This is a genomic window from Bacillus sp. FSL W8-0920 (assembly GCF_038593215.1).
GTDB lineage: Bacteria > Bacillota > Bacilli > Bacillales > Bacillaceae > Bacillus > Bacillus pumilus.
In genome coordinates this window covers 3,327,325-3,349,208 of record NZ_CP151974.1, presented here as the reverse complement: position 1 = coordinate 3,349,208, position 21,884 = coordinate 3,327,325, and the positions used below count along the sequence as shown (strand labels likewise).

At 42.2% G+C, this 21,884-nt stretch carries 19 protein-coding genes; 7 read left to right on the top strand and 12 right to left on the bottom strand.

Features of this window, described 5'->3' with window-relative positions; all coding sequences use genetic code 11:
* From NSS78_RS17210 to NSS78_RS17180, 7 genes are all read right to left on the bottom strand, one after another.
* Complete coding sequence (locus tag NSS78_RS17210) at nt 1-1,482, bottom strand: sugar ABC transporter ATP-binding protein (RefSeq protein ID WP_050944406.1); 1,482 nt, start codon at nt 1,480-1,482, stop codon at nt 1-3.
* Nucleotides 1,483-1,497: 15 nt separating this feature from the next.
* A complete protein-coding gene (gene rbsD, locus NSS78_RS17205) occupies nt 1,498-1,890 on the bottom strand; it encodes a D-ribose pyranase (RefSeq protein ID WP_251190719.1) in 393 nt (130 codons plus the stop codon).
* Entirely contained in the window at nt 1,887-2,765 is an 879-nt protein-coding gene (rbsK, locus tag NSS78_RS17200) for a ribokinase (protein ID WP_268459192.1), read from the bottom strand. Before rbsK ends, rbsD begins: the two co-directional genes overlap by 4 nt.
* Nucleotides 2,762-3,748 (bottom strand): LacI family DNA-binding transcriptional regulator, encoded by a 987-nt coding sequence (locus NSS78_RS17195; RefSeq protein ID WP_003215185.1) that lies wholly within the window; start codon nt 3,746-3,748, stop codon nt 2,762-2,764. The genes rbsK and NSS78_RS17195 overlap by 4 nt, the downstream gene beginning before the upstream one ends.
* 117 nt (nt 3,749-3,865) lie before the next feature.
* A complete protein-coding gene (locus NSS78_RS17190; protein WP_284907402.1) occupies nt 3,866-5,008 on the bottom strand; it encodes a Ger(x)C family spore germination protein in 1,143 nt (380 codons plus the stop codon).
* Nucleotides 4,998-6,095: an endospore germination permease gene (locus NSS78_RS17185; protein WP_284907401.1), complete on the bottom strand. Its 1,098-nt coding sequence runs from the start codon at nt 6,093-6,095 to the stop codon at nt 4,998-5,000. Before NSS78_RS17185 ends, NSS78_RS17190 begins: the two co-directional genes overlap by 11 nt.
* A complete protein-coding gene (locus tag NSS78_RS17180) occupies nt 6,085-7,566 on the bottom strand; it encodes a spore germination protein (protein ID WP_284907400.1) in 1,482 nt (493 codons plus the stop codon). Before NSS78_RS17180 ends, NSS78_RS17185 begins: the two co-directional genes overlap by 11 nt.
* 747 nt (nt 7,567-8,313) lie before the next feature.
* Between NSS78_RS17180 and pgsB the strand changes: the two genes are divergently transcribed.
* From pgsB to NSS78_RS17155, 5 genes are all read left to right on the top strand, one after another.
* Complete coding sequence (pgsB, locus tag NSS78_RS17175; protein WP_012011489.1) at nt 8,314-9,495, top strand: poly-gamma-glutamate synthase PgsB; 1,182 nt, start codon at nt 8,314-8,316, stop codon at nt 9,493-9,495.
* Nucleotides 9,496-9,510: 15 nt separating this feature from the next.
* Nucleotides 9,511-9,960, top strand: a complete 450-nt coding sequence (gene pgsC, locus NSS78_RS17170) for a poly-gamma-glutamate biosynthesis protein PgsC (protein WP_003213696.1) — start codon at nt 9,511-9,513, stop codon at nt 9,958-9,960.
* Nucleotides 9,961-9,978: 18 nt separating this feature from the next.
* Nucleotides 9,979-11,145, top strand: coding sequence for a CapA family protein (locus NSS78_RS17165; RefSeq protein ID WP_327839558.1), 1,167 nt, complete (start codon nt 9,979-9,981; stop codon nt 11,143-11,145).
* On the top strand, nt 11,142-11,312 hold the full coding sequence (locus tag NSS78_RS17160) for a hypothetical protein (protein ID WP_003213661.1): 171 nt from the start codon (nt 11,142-11,144) through the stop codon (nt 11,310-11,312). Before NSS78_RS17165 ends, NSS78_RS17160 begins: the two co-directional genes overlap by 4 nt.
* Before the next feature lie 106 nt (nt 11,313-11,418).
* A complete protein-coding gene (locus NSS78_RS17155) occupies nt 11,419-12,678 on the top strand; it encodes an NlpC/P60 family protein (RefSeq protein ID WP_327839560.1) in 1,260 nt (419 codons plus the stop codon).
* Between the two features lie 19 nt (nt 12,679-12,697).
* Here NSS78_RS17155 and NSS78_RS17150 read toward each other — a convergent pair whose 3' ends face one another.
* Nucleotides 12,698-13,579 (bottom strand): Cof-type HAD-IIB family hydrolase, encoded by an 882-nt coding sequence (locus NSS78_RS17150; protein ID WP_253622095.1) that lies wholly within the window; start codon nt 13,577-13,579, stop codon nt 12,698-12,700.
* A gap of 398 nt (nt 13,580-13,977) precedes the next feature.
* A complete protein-coding gene (locus NSS78_RS17145) occupies nt 13,978-14,943 on the bottom strand; it encodes an LCP family protein (protein WP_003212964.1) in 966 nt (321 codons plus the stop codon).
* 272 nt (nt 14,944-15,215) lie between these two features.
* On the opposite strand from NSS78_RS17145, the gene NSS78_RS17140 reads away from it, so the two are divergent.
* Nucleotides 15,216-16,580 (top strand): sugar porter family MFS transporter, encoded by a 1,365-nt coding sequence (locus tag NSS78_RS17140; protein WP_106035676.1) that lies wholly within the window; start codon nt 15,216-15,218, stop codon nt 16,578-16,580.
* A 137-nt stretch (nt 16,581-16,717) separates the two neighbouring features.
* Nucleotides 16,718-18,115 carry a bifunctional glycosyltransferase family 2 protein/class I SAM-dependent methyltransferase gene (locus tag NSS78_RS17135; RefSeq protein ID WP_253622097.1) on the top strand — a complete coding sequence of 466 codons (1,398 nt, stop codon included), beginning with the start codon at nt 16,718-16,720 and terminating at the stop codon, nt 18,113-18,115.
* A 13-nt stretch (nt 18,116-18,128) separates the two neighbouring features.
* On the opposite strand, the gene NSS78_RS17130 is transcribed toward NSS78_RS17135, so the two are convergent.
* The 3 genes from NSS78_RS17130 to NSS78_RS17120 are packed head-to-tail and all read right to left on the bottom strand — an operon-like array spanning nt 18,129 to nt 21,841.
* Nucleotides 18,129-19,274, bottom strand: coding sequence for a Ger(x)C family spore germination protein (locus NSS78_RS17130; RefSeq protein WP_137054313.1), 1,146 nt, complete (start codon nt 19,272-19,274; stop codon nt 18,129-18,131).
* Complete coding sequence (locus tag NSS78_RS17125) at nt 19,271-20,371, bottom strand: GerAB/ArcD/ProY family transporter (protein WP_309216011.1); 1,101 nt, start codon at nt 20,369-20,371, stop codon at nt 19,271-19,273. The genes NSS78_RS17130 and NSS78_RS17125 overlap by 4 nt, the downstream gene beginning before the upstream one ends.
* 3 nt (nt 20,372-20,374) lie before the next feature.
* Nucleotides 20,375-21,841: a spore germination protein gene (locus NSS78_RS17120; protein WP_050944386.1), complete on the bottom strand. Its 1,467-nt coding sequence runs from the start codon at nt 21,839-21,841 to the stop codon at nt 20,375-20,377.
* Between the last annotated feature and the right edge of the window lie 43 nt (nt 21,842-21,884).

Below are 21,884 nucleotides of genomic sequence, written 5' to 3'. Positions count from 1 at the left end.
TTACTTCCCTCCTGTAGCTAGTGTCATAATTCGTTCTTGTGTTGCGTCTGCTTTATTTAATTCTCCGCTGATGGTTCCTTCATGAATGACAAGCACTCGATCGCTCATCCCTAGAATTTCTGGGAGCTCAGAGGAGACCATTAAAATGGCAACACCTCGATCAGTCAGTTCATTCATTAACTGGTAGATTTCTCGTTTCGCTCCGACGTCGACACCTCTTGTCGGTTCATCTAAAATCAAGACCTTCGGCTGGATGCCGATCCATTTGGCGATGACGACTTTTTGCTGATTTCCACCAGAGAGACTTCGAGCAGAGATTTCAGAGGAAGCCGTTTTAATCGTCAATCTTTTGATGAGCAGGTCAACAAAATCCTGTTCGTTTTTCTTATCGATCAGTCCCTTTGGAGAGAAGCTTTCTAAGTTTGGCAGACCAATGTTTTCTCGAATGGATGCATCCAGCATGAGTCCTTCATCTTTGCGATCCTCTGTGATAAAGCCGATGCCGAGCTTGACGGCATCACTTGGTTTTTTAATGATAGCCTTTTTCCCATGAACCCAGATTTCCCCTTGATCAAGAGGATCAAGACCAAACAGTGACCGCATCATTTCGGTCCTGCCAGCGCCCATTAAGCCTGCAACACCGACGATTTCTCCAGCTTTAACGGAGAAATTGATATCTTGAAATTGTCCTTTTCTTGTCGCTTGCTTCACCTCAAGGATAGTATCTCCTAGAGAAGGCGTTCTCTCAGGGTATCGATCTGTTAATTCGCGGCCGACCATTTTTTTGACGACCTCATGGAAATTTGTTTCAGGTATGGCTTTCGTATCGACCGTTTTCCCATCGCGCATGATGGTAATCCGGTCACAGATCGCAAAAATTTCCTCCATACGGTGAGAAATATAGACGATGGATACGCCTTCCTTTTTGAGAGATTCAATGACCTGAAAGAGCTTTTCAATCTCACGGTCTGTAAGAGCTGCTGTTGGCTCATCCATGATGATGACCTTCGCTTCCGTCATTAATGCCTTTGCAATCTCAATCATCTGTTTTTGTCCAACAGAGCAGCTGCCTGCCTCTTGATCAAGCGAGAGGTTCACAGACAATCGGTCCAGCTGGCTTTGGGCAAGAACCTTCATTTTCTTTGTGTCTAGCAATCCAAATTTCGTATAGATTTCTTTCCCGATGAATAGGTTTTCCAAGACGGTCATATCTGGCCATATGTTGAGCTCTTGATGAATAAAGGCGATGCCGTGTTGTTCCGCTTCCTTCGGATTTTTGAAAGCGGTTTCTTTCCCGTCGATTTGAATCGTTCCCTGGTCTAATGAATAAAGACCTGTGAGCAGGTTCATTAAAGTTGATTTTCCTGCGCCATTTTCACCCATGAGCGCGTGAACCTCACCTGTGACGAGGTCAAAGGAGACCCCGGAAAGAACGGTGTTTTTTCCAAAGGCCTTATGGATGTTATGCATCTCAATGTTCATATCTGGCTCCTCCTTTTAAAAGATGACACCGGCATGAAGAATGCAGTTTGCGTATGGGGTGGCTTCACCCGTGCGAATGACTGCTTTTGCCTGTTTGGTCATATCTTTAAACGTCTCGTGGTCTACATCATGTAATGGCTGTGAGAACGCTTTCTTTAGAAATAGATGATCTCGCTCATTGGCTTCTTTGATTTCACTAGCTACAGTAATGTGTTCAACCGCCATTTCTTGAAGAAGGAGGGAGGTGACCTCCTGAAAGGACGGTGTGCCGATTGATAGTGCCAGGTCGATTTTGACTGGACCTTCTGGAATCGGCAGGCCGCAGTCTGCGATGACGATTGTATCTGTATGACCAAGGTCAGCAAGTACCTTGGCGATATGACTGTTTAAGATGCCGTTTTTTTTCATTTTTTTCTCTCCAGTTCTTCTCTTGTTGGCATGCCGCCTTGTGCACCGAACTTGGTGACAGACATTGATGCTGCAAGGTTAGCGAATGCAAGTGCGTCATAGAGAGATTTGCCTTCTGTTAAGGCAACAGCCAAGGCTCCGTTAAAGGTATCGCCTGCTCCTGTTGTATCTACTGCTTCGACTGGAAATCCTGGGACGAGCACTTCTTTCAATCCGTCAAAATATCGAACCCCATTTTTCCCTTCTGTAATCAGTAATTTGTTAGGATATTGACGCAAGGCGTCTTCAATTGGGAGTCCGTTAAACATGAGAACAGCCTCGTGCTCATTCGGTGTAATGTAGGCAGCCTGGTCTAAAACTTGCTGCGACACTTTGCGGGCAGGTGCAGGGTTTAAAATCACAGGGATTTCTTTTCCGCTGCAAATGGCGCAGACAGCTTCGACCGTTTCTTCAGGTATCTCCTGCTGAATGAGCACTATTCCAATATCATCTATTGTAGAAAGTGCTTCTCTTACATAGTCAGGAGTGACCTCGTCATTTGCCCCTTTGACCACGACAATGCTGTTATCACCTTCCGCTAAAATGATATGAGCCGTGCCGCTTTCCATTTCGGTAACCGGTTTCATATATGAGGTGCGGACCCCTTGGTCTTGTAGATTGCTGAGAATATCTTGACCATAAGCGTCATCACCGACCCGGCCGACCATGTATACATCAGCACCGAGTCTGGCACTGGCGACTGCTTGATTGGCGCCTTTTCCGCCTGGGACGGTTTTAAATGATTCGCCTAACACTGTTTCACCGGCATTTGGCCGTTTATCCGAAGTGACGACTAAATCCATTGAACAGCTTCCTACTACGACAATATGACTCATTGTGAATCCACCTTTCTTGTGGTCTCTCGTTCAATAAAAGAGACGGGCATTTGAATAACTGGTTGATCTATAGGTTGTTTCTGAATCGCTTTAATTAACAGCTGCGCCGCTTCTTTTCCCATCTCATAGGCAGGCTGCCTAATTGTCGATAGGGAAGGGAAGAGCAGCTCGCTTTGCGGAATATCGTCAAACCCAATGATTTGAACATCCTCTGGAACGGCTTTTCCGATCCGAAGTGCTTCGTGTATGACCGCTGTTGCGACAATGTCATTACTGGCAATGATGCCATCTGTTTCAGGGTACAGCTGGAAAAGAGCCTTGGCACTCTTACGGGCTTCTTGAAAAGAAAATGAAGCATTAGACATCACATGGAAGTCGACACCCTTTTCGGTCAGTACATCGAGTGCACCCTTGAATCTCTGCCTCGCTGTTTGAAGGTGGGCAGGTCCTTTCAGCAGTGTGATCTGCCGGCTGCCGCGCCTGATTAATTCCATTGCAGCCATTTTCCCGCCAGCTGCAGTATCTGCAGATACAGAAGGTGCATGCGAGACGGTTCGATCTAAGAACACAACCGGCAATTCATCATCATTGTATATATCTGATTCAGGTTCGTTTGTGACAGCGATGACACCGACCACTTGATTTTGTTTAAAGGTTTGTAAATAAGCCAATTCCTTTTCTCGATCTTCATCACTGTTTCCGAATAATAACCGAAAACCTTGCGCATGAATCTCATCCTCTACGCCTCTAGCAAGCTGAGGAAAGAAGGGGTTTGTGATATCAGGCAAGATCAAACCGATTAAGCGGGATTCTCTTTTGAAAAGGGATCTAGCCACTTCATTGGGAAAGTAGTTCAGCTCCTGCATCGCTTGTGTCACGCGGGTTTTCGTATCTGTATGGACATATCCAGTATCGTTAAGCACGCGAGACACAGTGGCAACAGACACTTGTGCAGCTTTTGCAACATCTTTAATGGTAGCCAATGGAGTGCCTCCCTTCGTGAATGTGTAACCGTTTACACAAATAGATTATCATGAAAGCTTTTAAATGACAATCTTAAAAAAATAAAAAAAGAAAAGAAAGATGAACTCTTCCTTTTCTTAACTAATAATCCCTGTTTCTGTAATATTCACTTTGATTTTTGGGATGATTTTTACATTTGGATAATCCGTAACCCAGTTCATCTTCATGAATTCATCATAGTGTCTTACCCGATATTTTCTGCCTAGGCTAAGGACGTCAGAGTTTGCTTCTTGCAGGGAGGCCACGACTTTTTCTGCTTCTTTTGTCAAAATCGCGGAAAGCCTTTTGTTGAGCATTTTAATTTTTTTATCTGTGTCTAGATTATCTTTCGGGTATTCAAGGACAGAGGTCGTGAATTCATACTCAAGAGAAAAGGTTAAGTTTCGATGGTCAGGATTGATAATGTTGATGTCTCTCTTTGAATCTGTCACTTGAATGGTGATGTAATTGTTCTCCTTTGATTTCATATCACTTCTTACTTTTTTAGTGAAGTTCGCATATTTGCCCATATTCTCGTCCATGACAGTGAGAAGAATGGCATCTTGTCCGTACAGCTCACCTTTCTTTTTCTCATTATCAAATAGGGCGACGCCTTTTACACTCGTTAGTTTTTTCTCTTGATCATAGTAGAGTAACGGCAGTGTGAAATCCTCTCCGGTTTGCAGCATTTTGGAACGAATGCTTTGCATGTTTTTAGGTGCTACTTGGGAGGATTGAGATGCAGTGGTGATGAGGTTATTTAAATAATCGCTCACAATGACCTTTTCCTTGAGGAGCTGGTCGATTAATTCCACACAGGTTCCCCCCTGTACCACTGCAAGATTGGCGAGCAAAGGACTTTTTGGATCTCGATAGAACATATCTAAATAGGGGAGAAGGCTATTTTGAGCAAATTCATCACCGATTAGCATGACTCGCATTTTTGATATATCAATTTTTTGATCGACAATTCGGCTGAAGTTGGTTCTTGCTTTTCTTAATGTAGGAGCTTCAGTTGTAAGAACAGTGGTTAAATAGCTGCCTGTATTTCCTTGCGCCATGCTTTGAGACTGCTGTACTTTACGATAGGTGATGGAGAACTTCGCATTGTCGTCTTCTCCTTGATCAACCGTAGACGTTAACACAAGAGAGATATTTTTTAATAAGTTTTGATCCCAGCAGCCAGGCATGAAGATAAGCGATATACACATGAGGAGCGTCAGCGAAAACTTATGACGCATGCGATTTCACCTTCCCTTTAAGATGTTTGATAAAAATGATGATGGCCATAATGATCGGCAGTGTGTAAATAACTGAAATTTGAGCAATGGTCGTAAAGTCGTTAAAGCGCTGTATTCTAAAGTTATCGTTTGCGAGAAAACAGCAAGCCGCGTAGATGAAAATGGCAAAATAATAGACATATTTTTTATGCTCTTTTTTATTAAGTAGGCTCGCTAGGCCATTGGCACAGAAGTGAAGGTAATTGCTGAGTGTGGCAAGAATGACAAACACCCAGAAACTTAGAAAAATTAAATCTGTTCGTTCAATGATTCCGAATGTAATGGTCTTTAATAGATAAAGCACAGGATTTGGTATGATATCAAGCTCAATCGGGCTGAAGAACATAAAACAAATCAATGTAATAAATAGGTAGAAAAGCGTCGTGCATATATTTGAAATCGTCATGACCTTATACCGTTCTTTGATGGAACCTTTCATGAATGGAGAGATGATGAGAATCATTTCAAAGCCGTTCATCGAGAGCACCACATCTTTCAATCCAAGCTGGAACTGAGACAAATCCGTCTGGAAGAAAGGCATGAGGTAGTCAATATTGGTTCCTTTTAACGAATAGAACATGAGTAAAGACAACATGAGCAAAAAGGGGGTCAAGATAAAGTTAAACCTGACGATCGCTGTGATTTTTTCTTTTGCGATGTAGATGATGGAGATCGTCAGCAATAAATTAATGACCCAGTTTGGCGTAAGCGGCAGTACCCATATACCAAGTATTCTGGTGAAAATGGAGAGAACAACAATGCAGATCGAGGCAAAATAAACTGTATAAAGCCCGATTAAAATATGCCCTATCCATTTCCCATAGACTTTGATTAATGCTTGGAAGAACGATATGTCAGGATATTTTTGAATGATATAAATGAAAATGGTATTGATGATTTGAATAAATACGCCGGCTAAGATAATCGCCATCCAGCCATCGTGCCCCATGTCTTTCATCAGCAAATGGGGAAGCGCTAAAATCCCAACACCAATTTGAGATTGGATGAGAAAAAAGATCGCTTGAGATGGAGATATTTTATTTTTCATTTTTCTTTTCCCACCCTCTCAAATTTTCAATTTGTTTTTTCCTTTGCGGATTTAAATAAACAGGACGCTGTTTGTACATCCACATAGGTAGTCGAATGACGGTGTCCTTTAAATCCTGCCAGTTAAAAGGTGTAACAGGTGATAAGTACGGTACACCTAATGATTCTAGGCGGCATAAATTCATGAGGACGATGGCCAGGCCAAATGAAATGCCGATAAAGCCAAACATTGACGCCATGAACATGAGCGGAAAACGCAGCATCCTGATGGTAGACGTCATTTCAAATGAAGGAAGGACAAAGGAAGCAACGGCAGTCACGGCAACGACAACGATAAGGACATTCGAGATGAGTCCTGCTTGTACTACCGCATCCCCAATGACCAAACCGCCTACGATCCCAATGGTCTGTCCAATTGGTTTTGGCAGACGCACCCCGGCTTCCCGTATGAGTTCAATAGTAATTTCCATCAGCATGGCTTCGATTAAAGGAGGGAAGGGAATCCCAATAATAGAATTCTTCATGGTTACGGCGAGTTCATCAGGGACCACCTCATAATGAAATCCAATCACCGCAATATAAAAAGATGGCAGTATGACTGCGATGATGCAGGCGAGATAACGCAAAATACGGATAAATGTAGCTGGAATCCAGCGGCTATTATAATCATCTGGTGATTGAAAGAAACTAAAAAAGGTGACAGGAAGAATAATTGCCATAGGGCTCCCGTCCATCAGCACTACAATACGACCTTCAAGAATGGCAGATCTCACCTTATCAGGACGTTCTGTATCAATCAGCTGCGGAAAAATAGAAAATGAATCATCTTCGATCGCCTCAACAATAGAACCAGGACTAATCAGCGTGTCTACTTTAATAGAAGAGATCCGTCTGTTTACCTCTTCTACCTTTTCCTGATTCGCTACATCAGAAATATAAACAATCGCAAGCTTTGTTTCTGATTTTGTACCGACCTTATGGTACTGAATGGCGAGCTTCCGATCATTTAAGTGAGAACGCAGTAAATATATATTCGTATCCAAACTTTCCACAAATCCATCATGAGCACCCGCAATGATGCTTTCTGATGAAGGCTCAGAAATAGAGCGAAGCGGCGGCTGCCCGACAGCAAATAATTTGATCTGCGAGGAATTTTCATCAAGAAAGGCAATGCTTCCTGCAATAATACTGTCAGTGATCAGAGTCAAGTCGCCTGTTTCAAGCGTACTAAGAGACTTTGTATAATCTTGTTTTCCAGGAGGACCTAACAAGTTACCGATAATAAAGTTGTTCAGTTTGCCTTCATCAATTCTTGTTTTAATAAAAAACAGGACAGATTTCGTTTCATTCACCATTAACTCTCGGTATTCAAAATCGCCGCTTTGCTGAAATGTTTTTTTCAGAATCCGGATTTTTTCCTCGAAGCTGCCTGATAAAAAATGCAACCGTGTTTGCTCATTGCTGTTTGGCATCTTTAGCCTCCTCTCACAGATTTTTTAACCTTAGTGTAAGCGGGGAAGCTGATTTTATTCGTCGCCTTTGGGGAAAGCATGACATGAATTGACAACTTTCAACTAAAATCATATTAAAAATGTTAAGAAATGATGAATCTTGATAAAAACAAATGAATAATATTTCATTATGTGGGTCATAAGGAGCGAATATCGTAAAGAGAAGGCATTTCGAAATGATCAATAATTTACATCTTATCCCAATTTTTTGTGACCCTGAAATAAGCATATGACTTGATTTTTTATGAGGTGACCTTTGTCATAGGTCAACGTGTAGCGTTCTAACCGATGAGGATGACTTTCTAACCTGTTCCTTCAAAAATCGAAAACATTCCAAAACACGCACTATTCATTTAAAGCGCTGATATGACTGATGTTATAGAGTTTAAAGGGCTTTAAAACATTGATTCAAAATACATCTTAACAATTGTCAAAAAATTTAGGGAGAAAAGGACAAAAGATTTTTCGATGCTTGATGGTAACGCTTACTCTTGATTGAAGCCGAAATTCAGGCTGATTTTTGTCCGTCTTTTGACCTTTTCATTTAAAGAGGAGCTAGGTCAATACACCTTCTGATTAGAGGAATTTGGCATACGAGGAAGTGAAAGATTATGTTACATAATACCGATTGTGATTTTATGCTGAACCTATATACTGTTGATTGAATTTACATATCACACTCATAAAAAAAGGAGATGTAGATAAGCGATGTGGTTAATCGTTATAGCCTGTGTCATCATGTTAGGGATTGGCTTTATTGAAAAGAAGCGTCACCAGAAAAATATCGATGCCCTACCGGTGCGCGTCAATATTAATGGTATTCGCGGAAAGTCTACCGTTACAAGATTGACAACCGGTATCTTAATGGAGGCAGGTTATAAAACTGTCGGCAAAACAACGGGAACAGATGCAAGAATGATTTATTGGGATACGCCAGAGGAGAAACCGATTAAAAGGAAACCGCAAGGACCGAATATCGGTGAGCAGAAGGAAGTTATGAGAGAAACCGTTGAAAGAGGAGCAAATGCCATCGTCAGTGAATGTATGGCGGTAAATCCAGATTACCAAATCATCTTTCAGGAAGAGCTGCTTCAAGCGAATATTGGCGTGATCGTAAACGTTCTTGAAGATCATATGGACGTTATGGGGCCGACACTTGATGAAATAGCAGAAGCCTTTACAGCGACAATTCCTTACAATGGACACTTGGTTATTACGGATAGTGAATATACGGATTTCTTTAAAGAGATTGCGAAAAAACGCAATACAGAAGTCATTGTTGCAGATAATTCCAAGATTTCTGATGAGTATTTACGGAAATTTGAGTACATGGTCTTCCCAGATAATGCCTCACTTGCACTTGGTGTTGCACAGGCATTGGGAATTGATGAAGATACGGCATTCCGAGGAATGTTAAATGCGCCGCCTGATCCAGGAGCGATGAGAATTCTTCCATTAATGGATGCGAAAACGCCTGGACACTTTGTAAATGGTTTTGCGGCAAATGACGCATCATCTACATTGAACATTTGGAAGCGTGTGAAAGAAATTGGATATCCAACAGATGAACCGATTATTATCATGAACTGCCGTGCGGATCGTGTAGATCGAACGATCCAGTTTGCGGAGGATGTACTTCCTTATATTGAAGCAAGTGATCTCGTCTTAATTGGTGAAACAACAGATCCAATTGTAAAGGCATATGAGGATGGAAAAATTCCGGCTGACCACTTACACAACCTTGAATATCAATCTACAGAAGAAATTATGAACATGCTTGAGAAAAAGCTTCATAATCGAGTGGTTTATGGAGTCGGCAATATTCATGGTGCCGCTGAACCGTTAATCGAAAAAATTCAAGAATACAAAATTAAGCAGCTTGTCAGCTAGGAGGAAATATAGAAAATGTTCGGATCAGATCTTTATATCTCGTTAATTTTAGGTGTTCTACTTAGTTTAATCTTTGCAGAAAAAACAGGAATCGTACCAGCTGGACTTGTTGTCCCAGGTTATCTGGCGCTTGTATTTAACCAGCCAGTCTTCATTTTAGTTGTCTTATCTGTCAGCTTGCTTACGTATGTCATCGTTCGCTTTGGTCTATCGAAATTTATGATTTTATACGGACGCAGAAAGTTTGCTGCGATGCTGATTACAGGGATTGCCTTAAAGCTAGTCTTTGATTTCTTCTATCCAGTGGTCCCATTTGAAATAGCAGAATTCCGCGGAATCGGTATTATCGTTCCTGGATTGATTGCAAATACGATTCAAAAGCAAGGTCTTACGATGACCCTTGGAAGCACGTTACTTCTAAGTGGTGCAACATTTGCCATCATGTATGTTTACTATCTATTTTAAGATAAGGTGTGTCCAATGATGAATAAAAAATTGAGCTTTCAGGAAAAGCTGCTGAAAATCACAAAGAACCAAAAGAAAAAAACGAATAAACACGTGCTGATTGCTTTACCGATCGTCATTGCTTGTACATTTCTATTTACGTTTATCGGGCAAGCAAAAGTGCCAACTGTACAAAAGAATCCAGAAAACATCCTGACCGCTTCGTTTGTCGGTGACATTATGTTTGGAAGAAACGTAGAGAAAGTAACCGACCGCTATGGAAAACAGCATCTCTTTCGCTATGCCAAGCCATACTTCGATGTGTCAGATTATGTGACTGGTAACTTTGAGCATCCAGTCGCATCAGACCGGGAACAAGCGGCGCAAAAGAATATTCATTTAAAAACGGATGAGGATTCGGTCAAAGCGTTGAAGGATTTGAATTTCTCTGTATTAAACTTTGCGAATAACCATGCGGCAGACTATGGTGAAAAAGGGCTGAACAAAACGATTGATGCCTTTAAACAAGCTGACATGGATTATACAGGCGCAGGCCTTAACCTTCAGGATGCGAAGCAGAACATTTCGTATAAAGAAGTAAATGGTGTCAAAATCGCTACACTTGGTTTTACAGATGTGTATGGGAAAGATTTTAAAGCAACGAATCGCCAGGCGGGTATCTTGCCAGCCGACCCATCTATCTTTATTCCGATGATTTCGCAGGCTGCTGAAAAGGCAGATGTCGTCGTTGTTCATGCTCACTGGGGACAGGAGTACAACAATGAGGTAAACGATAGACAAAGAGAATTGGCAAGAGCGATGTCTAAGGCTGGTGCTGATATCATTATCGGTGCTCATCCGCACGTTCTTGAGCCAATGGAAGTCTATAACGGCACGGCGATCTTCTATAGCTTAGGAAACTTTATTTTTGACCAAGGCTGGTCAAGAACACGTGATTCTGCACTTGTTCAGTATCATCTGAATGGAGATGGAAAAGCGACATTTGAAGTGGTCCCAATGTACATCAAAGAAGCAACACCTGCTCCGGTTAAAGCAGGATCATTTGAATCAAAATCCATTATCCGTATGCTGACAAATGGTACGAATGCGGATTGGAAAGAAAAAGACGGACACATTTTCTTTGAAGTAGATCACGCTGATAAAGTTAAACACTTAAAAGAAAACGGAGGGAAAGAGAAGAAATGAAATTTCTAAAAGCAAGCTGGCCGTTTGTTGCGTTAATTTTAGTCTTTGTCTTTATGTCTGCTTTTAAATTTAGTGACAGCCTCACAGATCATGAAAAACAAAAGATCTCGGTTGAAATGCAGAAAATCGAACAACAAAAACAGTCAAAAACGGAAGCAAGTAAATAACTCTAACGAGCATAGAGGGCACGCATTGCGTGCTCTTTTTTGTCGAAAAAAGGTGTAAAAGGTTAGGTGTCATGCCGAAACTATAGAAGAAAGGAGGGGAAAGGTCATGAAGTGGAAAGGAATAGTGATTGGTGGGTGCGCGCTCGTAGGGCTGATGTTCATGACTCAATCAGAAGCAGTTGCTCAAACAGCGTCTCCTTTGCAGCAAGCGGAAAAGTTGATTGGAGCACCTTATCATAAAGGAGGAACCGATCCAAAAACGGGCTTTGACGCATCAGGGTTTACGCAATATGTGTACAAGACATCAGGCGCTTTTGATTTGCCGCGGAAGGTAATCGATCAGTATCAGATTGGAAAAAAGGTATCATGGGACAAAGCCCAGCCAGGTGATCTTGTATATTTTCGAAGCCTTGAAGAAACAAAGGATATCCCGACACATGTAGGATTTTACGCTGGTAACGATCAGGTCATTCACATCACGCTTAGTCAAGGTGTGGTGAAAACAAACGTCAGCAAAAGCAAATACTGGACGGACCGATTTTATGCAGTCAAACGACTTCCCGGCACACCGTCAATCTCGGATAATCATCTTGTGAAAGATGCGATGAAATATGTAGGTATTCCTTATGTATTTGGTGCAGCAGACCCTAAGATTGGCTTTGATTGTTCAGGCTTTTTACAATATGTATTTGAAAAATCACTAGGGATTTATTTGCCTCGAAGTGCTGAACAGCAGTGGATGGTTGGAGAAAAAGTGGCATTAGATGATATACGTCCTGGGGATTTTGTCTTTTTTAGCAACACATATAAGCCAGGCATTTCTCATGTAGGGATGTATATTGGGGGCGACCGTTTTATTCATGCGAGCCGTTCGGAAAGTGTCACGATTTCTTATTTGTCCGAATCGTATTGGCGCGAAAAATGGACAGGTGCGAAACGATTAACAGAGCTGAAATTAGCAAAAGAAGACCCGATTGTCTCAAAAGCCGCTACGTATATTGGTGAAGTTCCTTATGTCAAAGGTGGGACGAATCCAAAGCAAGGCTTTGACACAGCAGGGTTCACACAGTATGTGTATCGTGAAGTGCTTGGTATTGAGCTGCCTCGTTATGCGTCAGGTCAAGTCAAGGCAGGTACGCCTGTGAAACGGTCGGAGCTGAAGCCGGGAGATCTCGTTTTCTTTAGTGGAACGTCATTGATGCCGGCGATTTATGCAGGGTCAAATCAAGTCATTCATGTGACCGTCTCAAATGGTGTCGTGCTTACGAATATGAAAACAAGTACGTACTGGAAGGATAAGTATGAGACGGCTGTTAGAATCAAAAATAAAGAAAAAGCCCGATCCACGCTCGTATCGGACTTTTAGACTTCTCTTTAGGCGCTGATCAGACAAGCGTCTTTTTTTCGTGGAATTGATTTTGTAAAAGGAGATCAATAAAGTAAGCAACACCGTCTTCATGATTGCCTTTTGTAATGTAGGTGCTCTTGTCTTTAATGACATCAACGGCATTCCCCATTGCAATGCGGTGGCCTGCTTCCTCAAACATGGATAGATCGTTGGGGCTGTCGCCAATCGCATAAATATGTGAGCGGTCTACGCCGTAATGAGCTGCGAGCTTTTTAAGAGCATGTCCTTTCCCAGACTCTTTTGGAAGTACCTCAATGATATGTTTTCCAGAAGAGGTCAATGAAAGCTCGGGCATTTCCGCGAGGAGGTCTCGTGCTTCCTGTAGTTTGTTCATATCAAACGAGAAGCAGAGTAATTTATAGGTCGCTTCATTCGACCCAAAAATCTGACGAATATCATCCACTGGTTTGATGCCAAATTGTTTGAATTGAGTCATTGCCCCTTCCCATAAATCAGCTATATCTTCATTTGGATTCGCGCTTTTGATCACATCAAATTCTGCTTTCAGCTTCTCTTTTCCATCAAAAGGAGAGAGGAGCGCATCGTCCGTGTAAACCTCAAAGTAAATGTTTCGTTCTACTAATGCCTGAGCCGCTCGTTTTCCTGCTTCTTGGTCAAGTGTGATACGGCTGAAAAGTTCGTAACCTTCTGTATGAACGGTTCCGCCGTTTGCTGCAATAATAGGGATGTCCAAATCGCCAAGCAGTTCCTTCACGTCAAAAGTCGCCCGCCCTGTACAGATGGTGACAATATATCCCGCTTCCTTCGCGCGGATCAATGCCTCCCTGTTTTGAGCAGATATTTCACTTTTTGTATTTAAAAGTGTACCGTCTAAATCAATCGCAATCATTTTTTTCATCGCTGTCAAATCCTCCTTCATGCATGCAATAGCCTCTTCAAAGTATGTACGATTTCGTTCATTCTCATGAGCAATACGATGCTTGTCCTCTCTATCAAGGCTAAACAAAAATGATCGAATGATCAAGGAAATAAGCCAAAGGGGAAAAATCTGCATCATCGTCAGCAAGTAAAAAAGCGCCCCTTAGTGACGCTTTCAGCGTGTAGACAAACCTTCGCATTCGGTGTCAGTCCTGTGCGCCGATGCTCACGAATATTAAATTCGCTCCGCTTCTGTGCTCGTTCTTCCTAGAGTGCAAAGGTTTTCTATCACGCTGAAAAGAAGACAAAGGGCTAAAATAAAAACCAATTTAGCCCTTTGTCAACAATCAAAAAGCGCCCCTTAGGGACGCTTTCTGTTTATGATAATTCAAGCTGCTTCTTCAATTCAGTCTTCACTTCGTTTAGCTGGTTTTGATCCAATTGGTAATAATAAACTCCGTTTGGCTGGTAATCAGAGCCTTTCAGCTGAATGGTATCAACCGATTTCAATGACGTGAGAAGTGGGAAAAGCCCGACTAGCTCTTTCATTGAAAGGTTGGTCGCGACATTATCACCAAGTGTATCAATGATATTGTCATATGACGGAATAGATGTTAACGATTTTGATTTATCAAAAATGGCTTTTAATACTTCCATTTGACGCTGCCCGCGCATTAAATCACTATCTGCTTTTCTTGTTCTCACATATGCAAGAGCTTGATCACCGTCTAGTGTATGGGTTCCTGTTTGAAGCTGTACCTTGCCCTTTGTATCTTTTAGAACCTGTTTAACTACATATTCATCCTTGACGTTAATAGAGACCCCGTTTAGTTCATTGACGATCTCTTTAAATGCTTTGAAATTACTTTGGATCACAAAATCAACCGGAATATCTAGTAAATCTTCGACTGTACTTAAAGTTAAATCTGCACCGCCAAATGCGTGTGCATGTGTAATTTTGTCATAGCCATGCCCTGGAATATTCACGTATGAGTCCCTTGGAATGCTTAATAATTTTACGGTTTTATTTGTACGATTGACGGTTGCTAAGACCATCGCATCGCTTCGTGCTTGTTTCACTGTTTCGCCCGGTCTGCTGTCAATACCAAGCAGCAAGACAGAAAAGCTGTCTTTCCCAGGATCGAATGCTTCAATCCGTTTGACAGATTGAGCGCCGCGATCTAAAGATACTTGTGCTTTTTTTGCAGCGCTTGTCACTTTATAGTAGGCATAGCCTGTGACAGAAGCGGTTGTCAGTAAAAGGATACCGACTATAAATAGAGTGACTTTCACCCATGGTTTTAAACGCTTTTTTCCTTTGCGTTTGCTTCTTGATTGATCCATATATTTTAAACCCTCGCTATGATTTTTATAGTAAAGATGTCCTTCTTTTTGCTTACAAACTAAAACAAATATACCTTAAAACGGGATATAGTGCGACGTTTTCTTCACTAACGCTTAATTGACGTTTCCTTATCGTAAAAAGTTTCAATGATACGCAAATGAAATATATTTGTCATAAAACATCGAAATGTTTGAAGTGACAGAAAGTGAGGAAAATGATTTTCCATAGAGAAACATACAGTACATACAGAAACAAAAGAGGGGTTATGAACATGAAAAATCGGAATGGATGGCTTTATTTTTTCGGCGCACTTGGCGGCGCCTTATATGGCTATGATACAGGTGTCATTTCTGGCGCCATCTTATTTATGAAAGAGGATTTAGGGTTAAACGCATTTACAGAGGGACTTGTTGTCAGCTCGATTTTAATCGGAGCGATGCTCGGTTCCTCTTTATCTGGAAAGCTGACAGATCAATTTGGGCGGAAAAAAGCCATCATCGCCGCAGCGATTTTATTTATTATCGGCGGATTTGGTACAGCCCTTGCTCCGAATACGGAAGTGATGGTCTTATTCCGAATTGTGCTAGGACTTGCTGTCGGGTGCTCGACCACGATTGTTCCATTATATTTATCTGAACTTGCTCCAAAGGAATCGAGAGGTGCACTGTCCTCATTAAACCAGCTCATGATCACATTTGGTATTCTTCTCGCCTATATTGTGAATTACTCTTTAGCGGATGCAGAGGCATGGCGCCTGATGCTTGGAATTGCGGTCGTGCCTTCTGTGCTTTTATTATGTGGGATTATGTTTATGCCAGAAAGCCCCCGCTGGCTGTTTGTCCATGGACAGGCAGACCGTGCGAAAGAGATATTATCTAAACTCAGAAAGAGTAAGCAAGAAGTGGAAGAAGAAATTTCAGACATTCAACAGGCGGAAAGTGAAGAAAAAGGCGGTTTTAAGGAATTATTTGAGCCATGGGTACGCCCAGCATTAATCGCTGGTGTCGGTCTTGCCTTTCTGCAGCAGTTTATCGGTACCAATACAATTATTTACTATGCACCAAAAACATTCACAAGCGTTGGCTTTGGTAATTCAGCGGCCATTTTAGGAACCGTCGGAATTGGGGCTGTGAATGTTGTCATGACGTTTGTGGCGATTAAAATCATTGACCGTGTAGGGCGTAAAGCGTTGCTCTTATTTGGGAATGCTGGCATGGTCCTTAGTTTAATAGTCCTGTCAGTGGTCAATCGATTTTTCGAGGGGTCAACAGCTGCGGGATGGACGACTATTATTTGTTTAGGGCTCTTTATCGTCATCTTTGCTGTCAGCTGGGGTCCTGTCGTTTGGGTCATGCTTCCTGAGCTGTTTCCGGTACATGTCCGAGGAATTGGTACAGGTGTCTCTACCTTCCTCCTTCATACAGGGAATTTAATCATCTCGCTTACATTCCCAACTTTACTAAGCGCGATGGGTATCAGTAATCTTTTCCTTATTTACGCGGTCATCGGCGTAGGCGCCTTCTTGTTTGTGAAATATATGGTGACTGAAACGAAAGGGAAAAGTCTTGAAGAAATTGAAGAAGATTTAAAAAAGAGGAACCGTTCCGTTACAGGTGACGAAGGAAAAACGGTGTGAACAATGACCGGCTGCCCGCATGCAGCTGGTTTTTCTTTGTTAAACAAACGTTTAATCAAGAAAGGACAATCTCTCATCTTCTGAACGTGCTGCATATGACATACATATGGAATAGGCGGGCGAAAGGTGGAAATGAGATGAAAGGGAAAACGAGCATTGTCATCCTGACATATAATGAACTGCATTTAACGAAAAAATGTATCGACAGCATCAAGCAGCATACCCGAAGTGACCAATATGAACTCATCATCGTTGATAATGCGTCAACCGACGGGACGAAGGAATATGTGAGAGAGCTGAAAGATGTGATTTTCATAGAAAATGCAGAAAATCGAGGCTTTGCAAAGGGCTGTAATCAAGGAGCAAAAAAAGCGACTGGGGATAGCATTCTCTTTTTAAATAACGACACGATCGTCACGGAAAACTGGCTTTCTCCATTAAAAGAGGCGTTATTTGCATCAGAACGTATCGGGATGGTAGGGCCAGTCTCCAATTATGTGAGCGGTCCTCAAATGGTCGAGCCAACGTATACAGATGTAAAGGAGCTTCCAGCCTTTGCGAAGAATTATACGGCTGCAAAAAAAGGTCAGAGAACTTATGTACATCGGCTTGTGGGATTTTGTCTGCTTGTGAAAAGAGAGCTCATTGAAGAGGTGGGTTTATTTGATGAGAGGTTCGTGTATGGATCTTTTGAGGATGACGACCTTTGTTTGAGATCCTTGCTGAAGGGATATCAGCTTCAAATCGTTCACGATTCATTTGTGCATCATCACGGTCATGCAACCTTTCGAGCGAATCAAGAAACGAACATCTCTACATTGTTTGCAGAGAACAGGCTTCGGTTTTTAGATAAATGGGGCATTGATCTTAATTTGATGACCCCTCATCCGTACTTTGCGGCTCTGCTGCCTGAAGATGCTGTTTGTGTACTGGATGCGGGATGCGGCGCAGGAGCAACAGGGCTTGAACTAATGAATCGGCAGTCTGTTGACATGTACGGAGTAGAGGCTGATCCATTAAAAGCAGCCATCGCAAAGGCATATTACAAAGAAGTCATCGAGGCAAAAGCAGATGAGTACCCGTGGTTAGAGAAAGAGGCTTTTTTTGATGCAATCATTTTTTCGGATGTTTTAGAGCATGTGTCAGATCCTTGGCACATCATTGAACAAGCGCACGCATCTTTAAAGCCAGGCGGTGTGATCATTTGCTGCCTGCCCAACATGATGCATGCGGAGGTGCTTTTTCCGTTAATGACAGGGGATTTTACGTATCAAGATGTAGGAATTTTAGACCGAGGTCACCTGAGGTTCTTCACACCAAATACCATGCGTGCGCTTTTCCCAGACCATTTGTTTGAACGGGTGATCGAGCAGAGGATCAATGTTCCGATTGATCAAAACGTCCAATTGTTTTTTGACGAGGTGGCAAGAGTAGGAGTGTCACTTGGCTTTCAAACAAAAGCGTTGACTGATCAAGTGACTCTATATCAGCTTTTACTTGTCGTGCGTAAAAAAGGCGGCTCCCCTTCGGGATAACCGCCTTTTTGCTTTACCATTTAAAGCTTTTTGTTGCACCTTCTGCACCAAAGTTCAAGATGCTGACTTTGACATCGTAATCAATGGCTGCTTCTTGGAAGAGCCTATCCCACTCGGTACCATGCTGATCCCAATAGTCAGGATATTTCATACGGAATTGCTGGTTAAACAATATGGGATCAACGCCCACTTCTTTTTGCACATGATGGATCGCTTTTTGAATGCGTTCTTTAATGTTATGAGCAAAGATCCGCTCAAATCGTTTGATATACTGCTCATCGAATGAGTTTTCAGGAGGATATTGATCCTCAGACAATTTTCCATTTGTTTGTACGCTAATTTTAAAGGATACCTTTCCATTTTTTAGATAGGGCTCGACCTTCGTTTTTGCTTTTTTGATTTCATACGTTATCGGATAACCTTTGTAGGTGGCAGGTACAACGCCGCCTGAAATTCGGTCCATCACCCAGTTTAAAGATTGGACATCCTTCGCAGGGATGAAACCGATCAGCTTACGTGTTTTTCCGTGAATGATGCCTGCTCCATCATAAATAAGTTCACCGTCTATCGCATCTACACTTTGCACAAGGAAACTAACGCCCATCTGAAAGTAATCAGACGCTCTGCCAATACGTGTTGGCGGTGCGATCTTTCCGTTAAAACTTCGATTTTTGGATGTTTCGAAGATATGCTCAACTGGGACCTTTTGCTGTGATTTCAATTTTTGGTTGATGACTTTTGACGCATCTCCTCGTGTCACGAGGAGATAGCTGCTGCGCCGAACCTCATCATCTCGAATAAAATGATTGAGTGTTCCTTGAATATCGTGATGCTCCGCCTGGGTTTTACCAAACAAAAAGATTTTCAGGTGATCACTATAGATCGGCGGGTCCTTCAAGGCGACATTACTGACAGCCTCCAGCACATTTTTTCCCTTCGAGACAACATTCACATAGCTGGGAGAATCGGCTTCTTGTGTTCCGCCTGTTTTCGGTACAAGGTTTTGGTAGGTCAGCTTAACGCCATCCTCGTCTTCCTCATCAATACCAACACCGCGTACAAACGATAGTTTTTCAATATCCTTTAAATCCCAGCATCCTGCTGATAGAAGAAAAAGGCAGCAGGAAAAAAAGAATAACAGTACACGCCTTCCTCTCATGCAGAACGACCTCCCCATTTTTTGCGTATCATCAGCAGAACAGCTGTAATAAAAGGAATGGCTAAAACCGCGAACAATGCGTAGCCGAGTAAAGTAGAGTAGTAAAAGACTTCATTGATATTTTTCGGAAATAAAGAGAGGGCAGAGGTAATCAAAAACAGCAGCCAAAGCAGTCTCGTTACATTGGTCGTCTTAAAGACTGTGTGGCATCCTTTAATGGCAAATTGGAAAAAGCCAAGCATGCAAATAAACTGCTGGCACGTCCAGATCGTCAGTAAAAAAATATCAAATCTTTCAATGAAGACCCCTTCAAGTTCTAGTGCTTGAATGAGTGAGACAGTGGGCCAGGTAAGGGATTTCGTTTCTCCAACGGTCATGGAACCAATCACAATAAAGAGCGTGAGAGAGTAGATAAGTGAGGTAATTCCGACCCCGATCGCAGCGGCCCATTTCGCCTTCGACCATTTGTCTTTATAAATGAGTGGTACAACAAACAAAATGACCTCAAAGCCTGTAAATTGAATAAATGTTTGAGAGAACAAATTACTGAAATCTTTAAACCCGTGCGCCATCACTGGGCGTAAGTAATCAAAGTTGAATATTTTCAAACTAAACAGCATGAGCCCAATATAAATAATCATCGTCATCGGATATATGTATGTCACCATTTTTACTATTGGAAAAATACCACTTTTCAAATGATAGATCGCCACGAGAAGAAAAATCATCACAATCACTGCCATGGGAGTTGATTCCAGCAGGAAAAACTGAACCACTTCCCCAAGGACACGCGCTTCAAAGCCGACAATGCCTAGTAAATAGGAAATTAGCATTAAATTAAAGATCGTGCCAACGATTGCCCCTGCTCCTTTTCTATTTGACTCAAAAATGGTGTCTGGTGCATTTTTTTCAGCAATCCATCCTAACAAAAAAGCAACGAAAGCAAAGATGACTCCCTGTATTAATACAATGATCCAGCCATCAGGGAATCCTGAATTGGCAGAACTGCGAGGAATGGTTAAAATTCCAGCGCCTATCATTGTAGAGCTGCACAGAATGGTGACTTGTAACAATGATAGCTTCTCAGCTCTGTACATCGTTTAATCTCCTTGTCTTTTGAGATTTTTTATTTTTGCTGTTTTCGGTCTCGATTTAAATAGCCCAATTGGTAAACGTACGTACGTATCCTTTAAATCTGAAAACGGTGAAGACAAAACAGGTGTGAAATAGTCAAAACCAAAGGTCTTTAATTGCATCAGGTGACAAAGCACAAATAAATAACACATGATTAAGCCATATAACCCAAACATCGCTGAACTGAAAATAGCCATAAACCGCAAGATGCGTAGTGGGAAACTAAAGTCATAGGATGGTGCCGTAAAGTCAGCAAGTGCAGTCAGCGACACAATAATCACCATTAAGGCACTGACGATATTGGCTTGGACAGCCGCCTGACCAATGATGACGCCGCCAATGAGCCCAATTGTCTGCCCGATGGCTCTAGGAAGCCGAAGTCCAGCTTCCCGCAGCAGCTCTATCGTAAAAGACATAAGAATCGCCTCAACAACAGGAGGGAACGGAACATTCTGCCGGCTGCCTGCGATGGTGAGTGCCATCCGTGTGGGTAATAAGCCTGGATGATAAGAGACAAGTGCAATGTAAAGCCCAGGTAAAAAAATCGTGAGCAGCACGGCGATATAACGAAGTAAACGTAAAAGAGTCGCGCTAGTCCATCTCTGATAATAATCTTCAGGTGATTGCATCAAGGCTGTAAAGGTCATCGGTAAAATGAGCGCAAAAGGAGTGCCATCGAGTAAAATTGACACTTTTCCTTCAAGCACAGATGCAATCACTCGGTCAGGACGTTCTGTATTTTGAATCTGCGGAAAAATGGAGATGTGGCTGTCCTCAATTAGCTGTTCAATATAGCCGGTTTCAGGGATGTCATCCATTTTGATTTCGGTCATACGTGATAAAACATCTTCTACTAATTTAGGGTCAACAATATCACGAACGTACACAAGGGCTGCGGACTTCTTATTGCGAGTACCTACATTTACCTTTTGAATGACAAGGTTTGGGTCGTTTGCCCGCTCACGGATCAAAGCCGTGTTTTTTTCAAGATTTTCAATAAAACCGATCCGAGGCCCTCTTACAAGGACTTCCGATTGTGGCTCTTCTACTTCTCTAAATTGAAAAAGGTTCGTTTGGAGCGCAAGTGCTTGAGCCGCGCCATCTACAAATAAAATAGCCCTGCCGTTATATAACTGCTCGATGGCAAGGTTCATATCCTCCAGCACGTCATTTTGGATGCCAAAGAACGTTTTAGACAGGGCTGGAAGCGTACTAGAATCAACCTCGGTGATAGCCAGTTCCTTTTGCATGGGTGAAATGATTTGTTTGGAAATCATCTCAAATTCTGTGAGTCCTTCAACGTACATGAGACATGCAGAGATAGCAGAAGGGCCAAATGAAAATGAGTGGAACACGATATCATCACTTTTCCCAGCAAAGCTTTTGACGCGCTTGATGACGGACGCTATATCTTGTTCAATACGACTTTTCATAATACCTCACCCTCATGTCATGTTTTTTATAGAGTGACTCGGA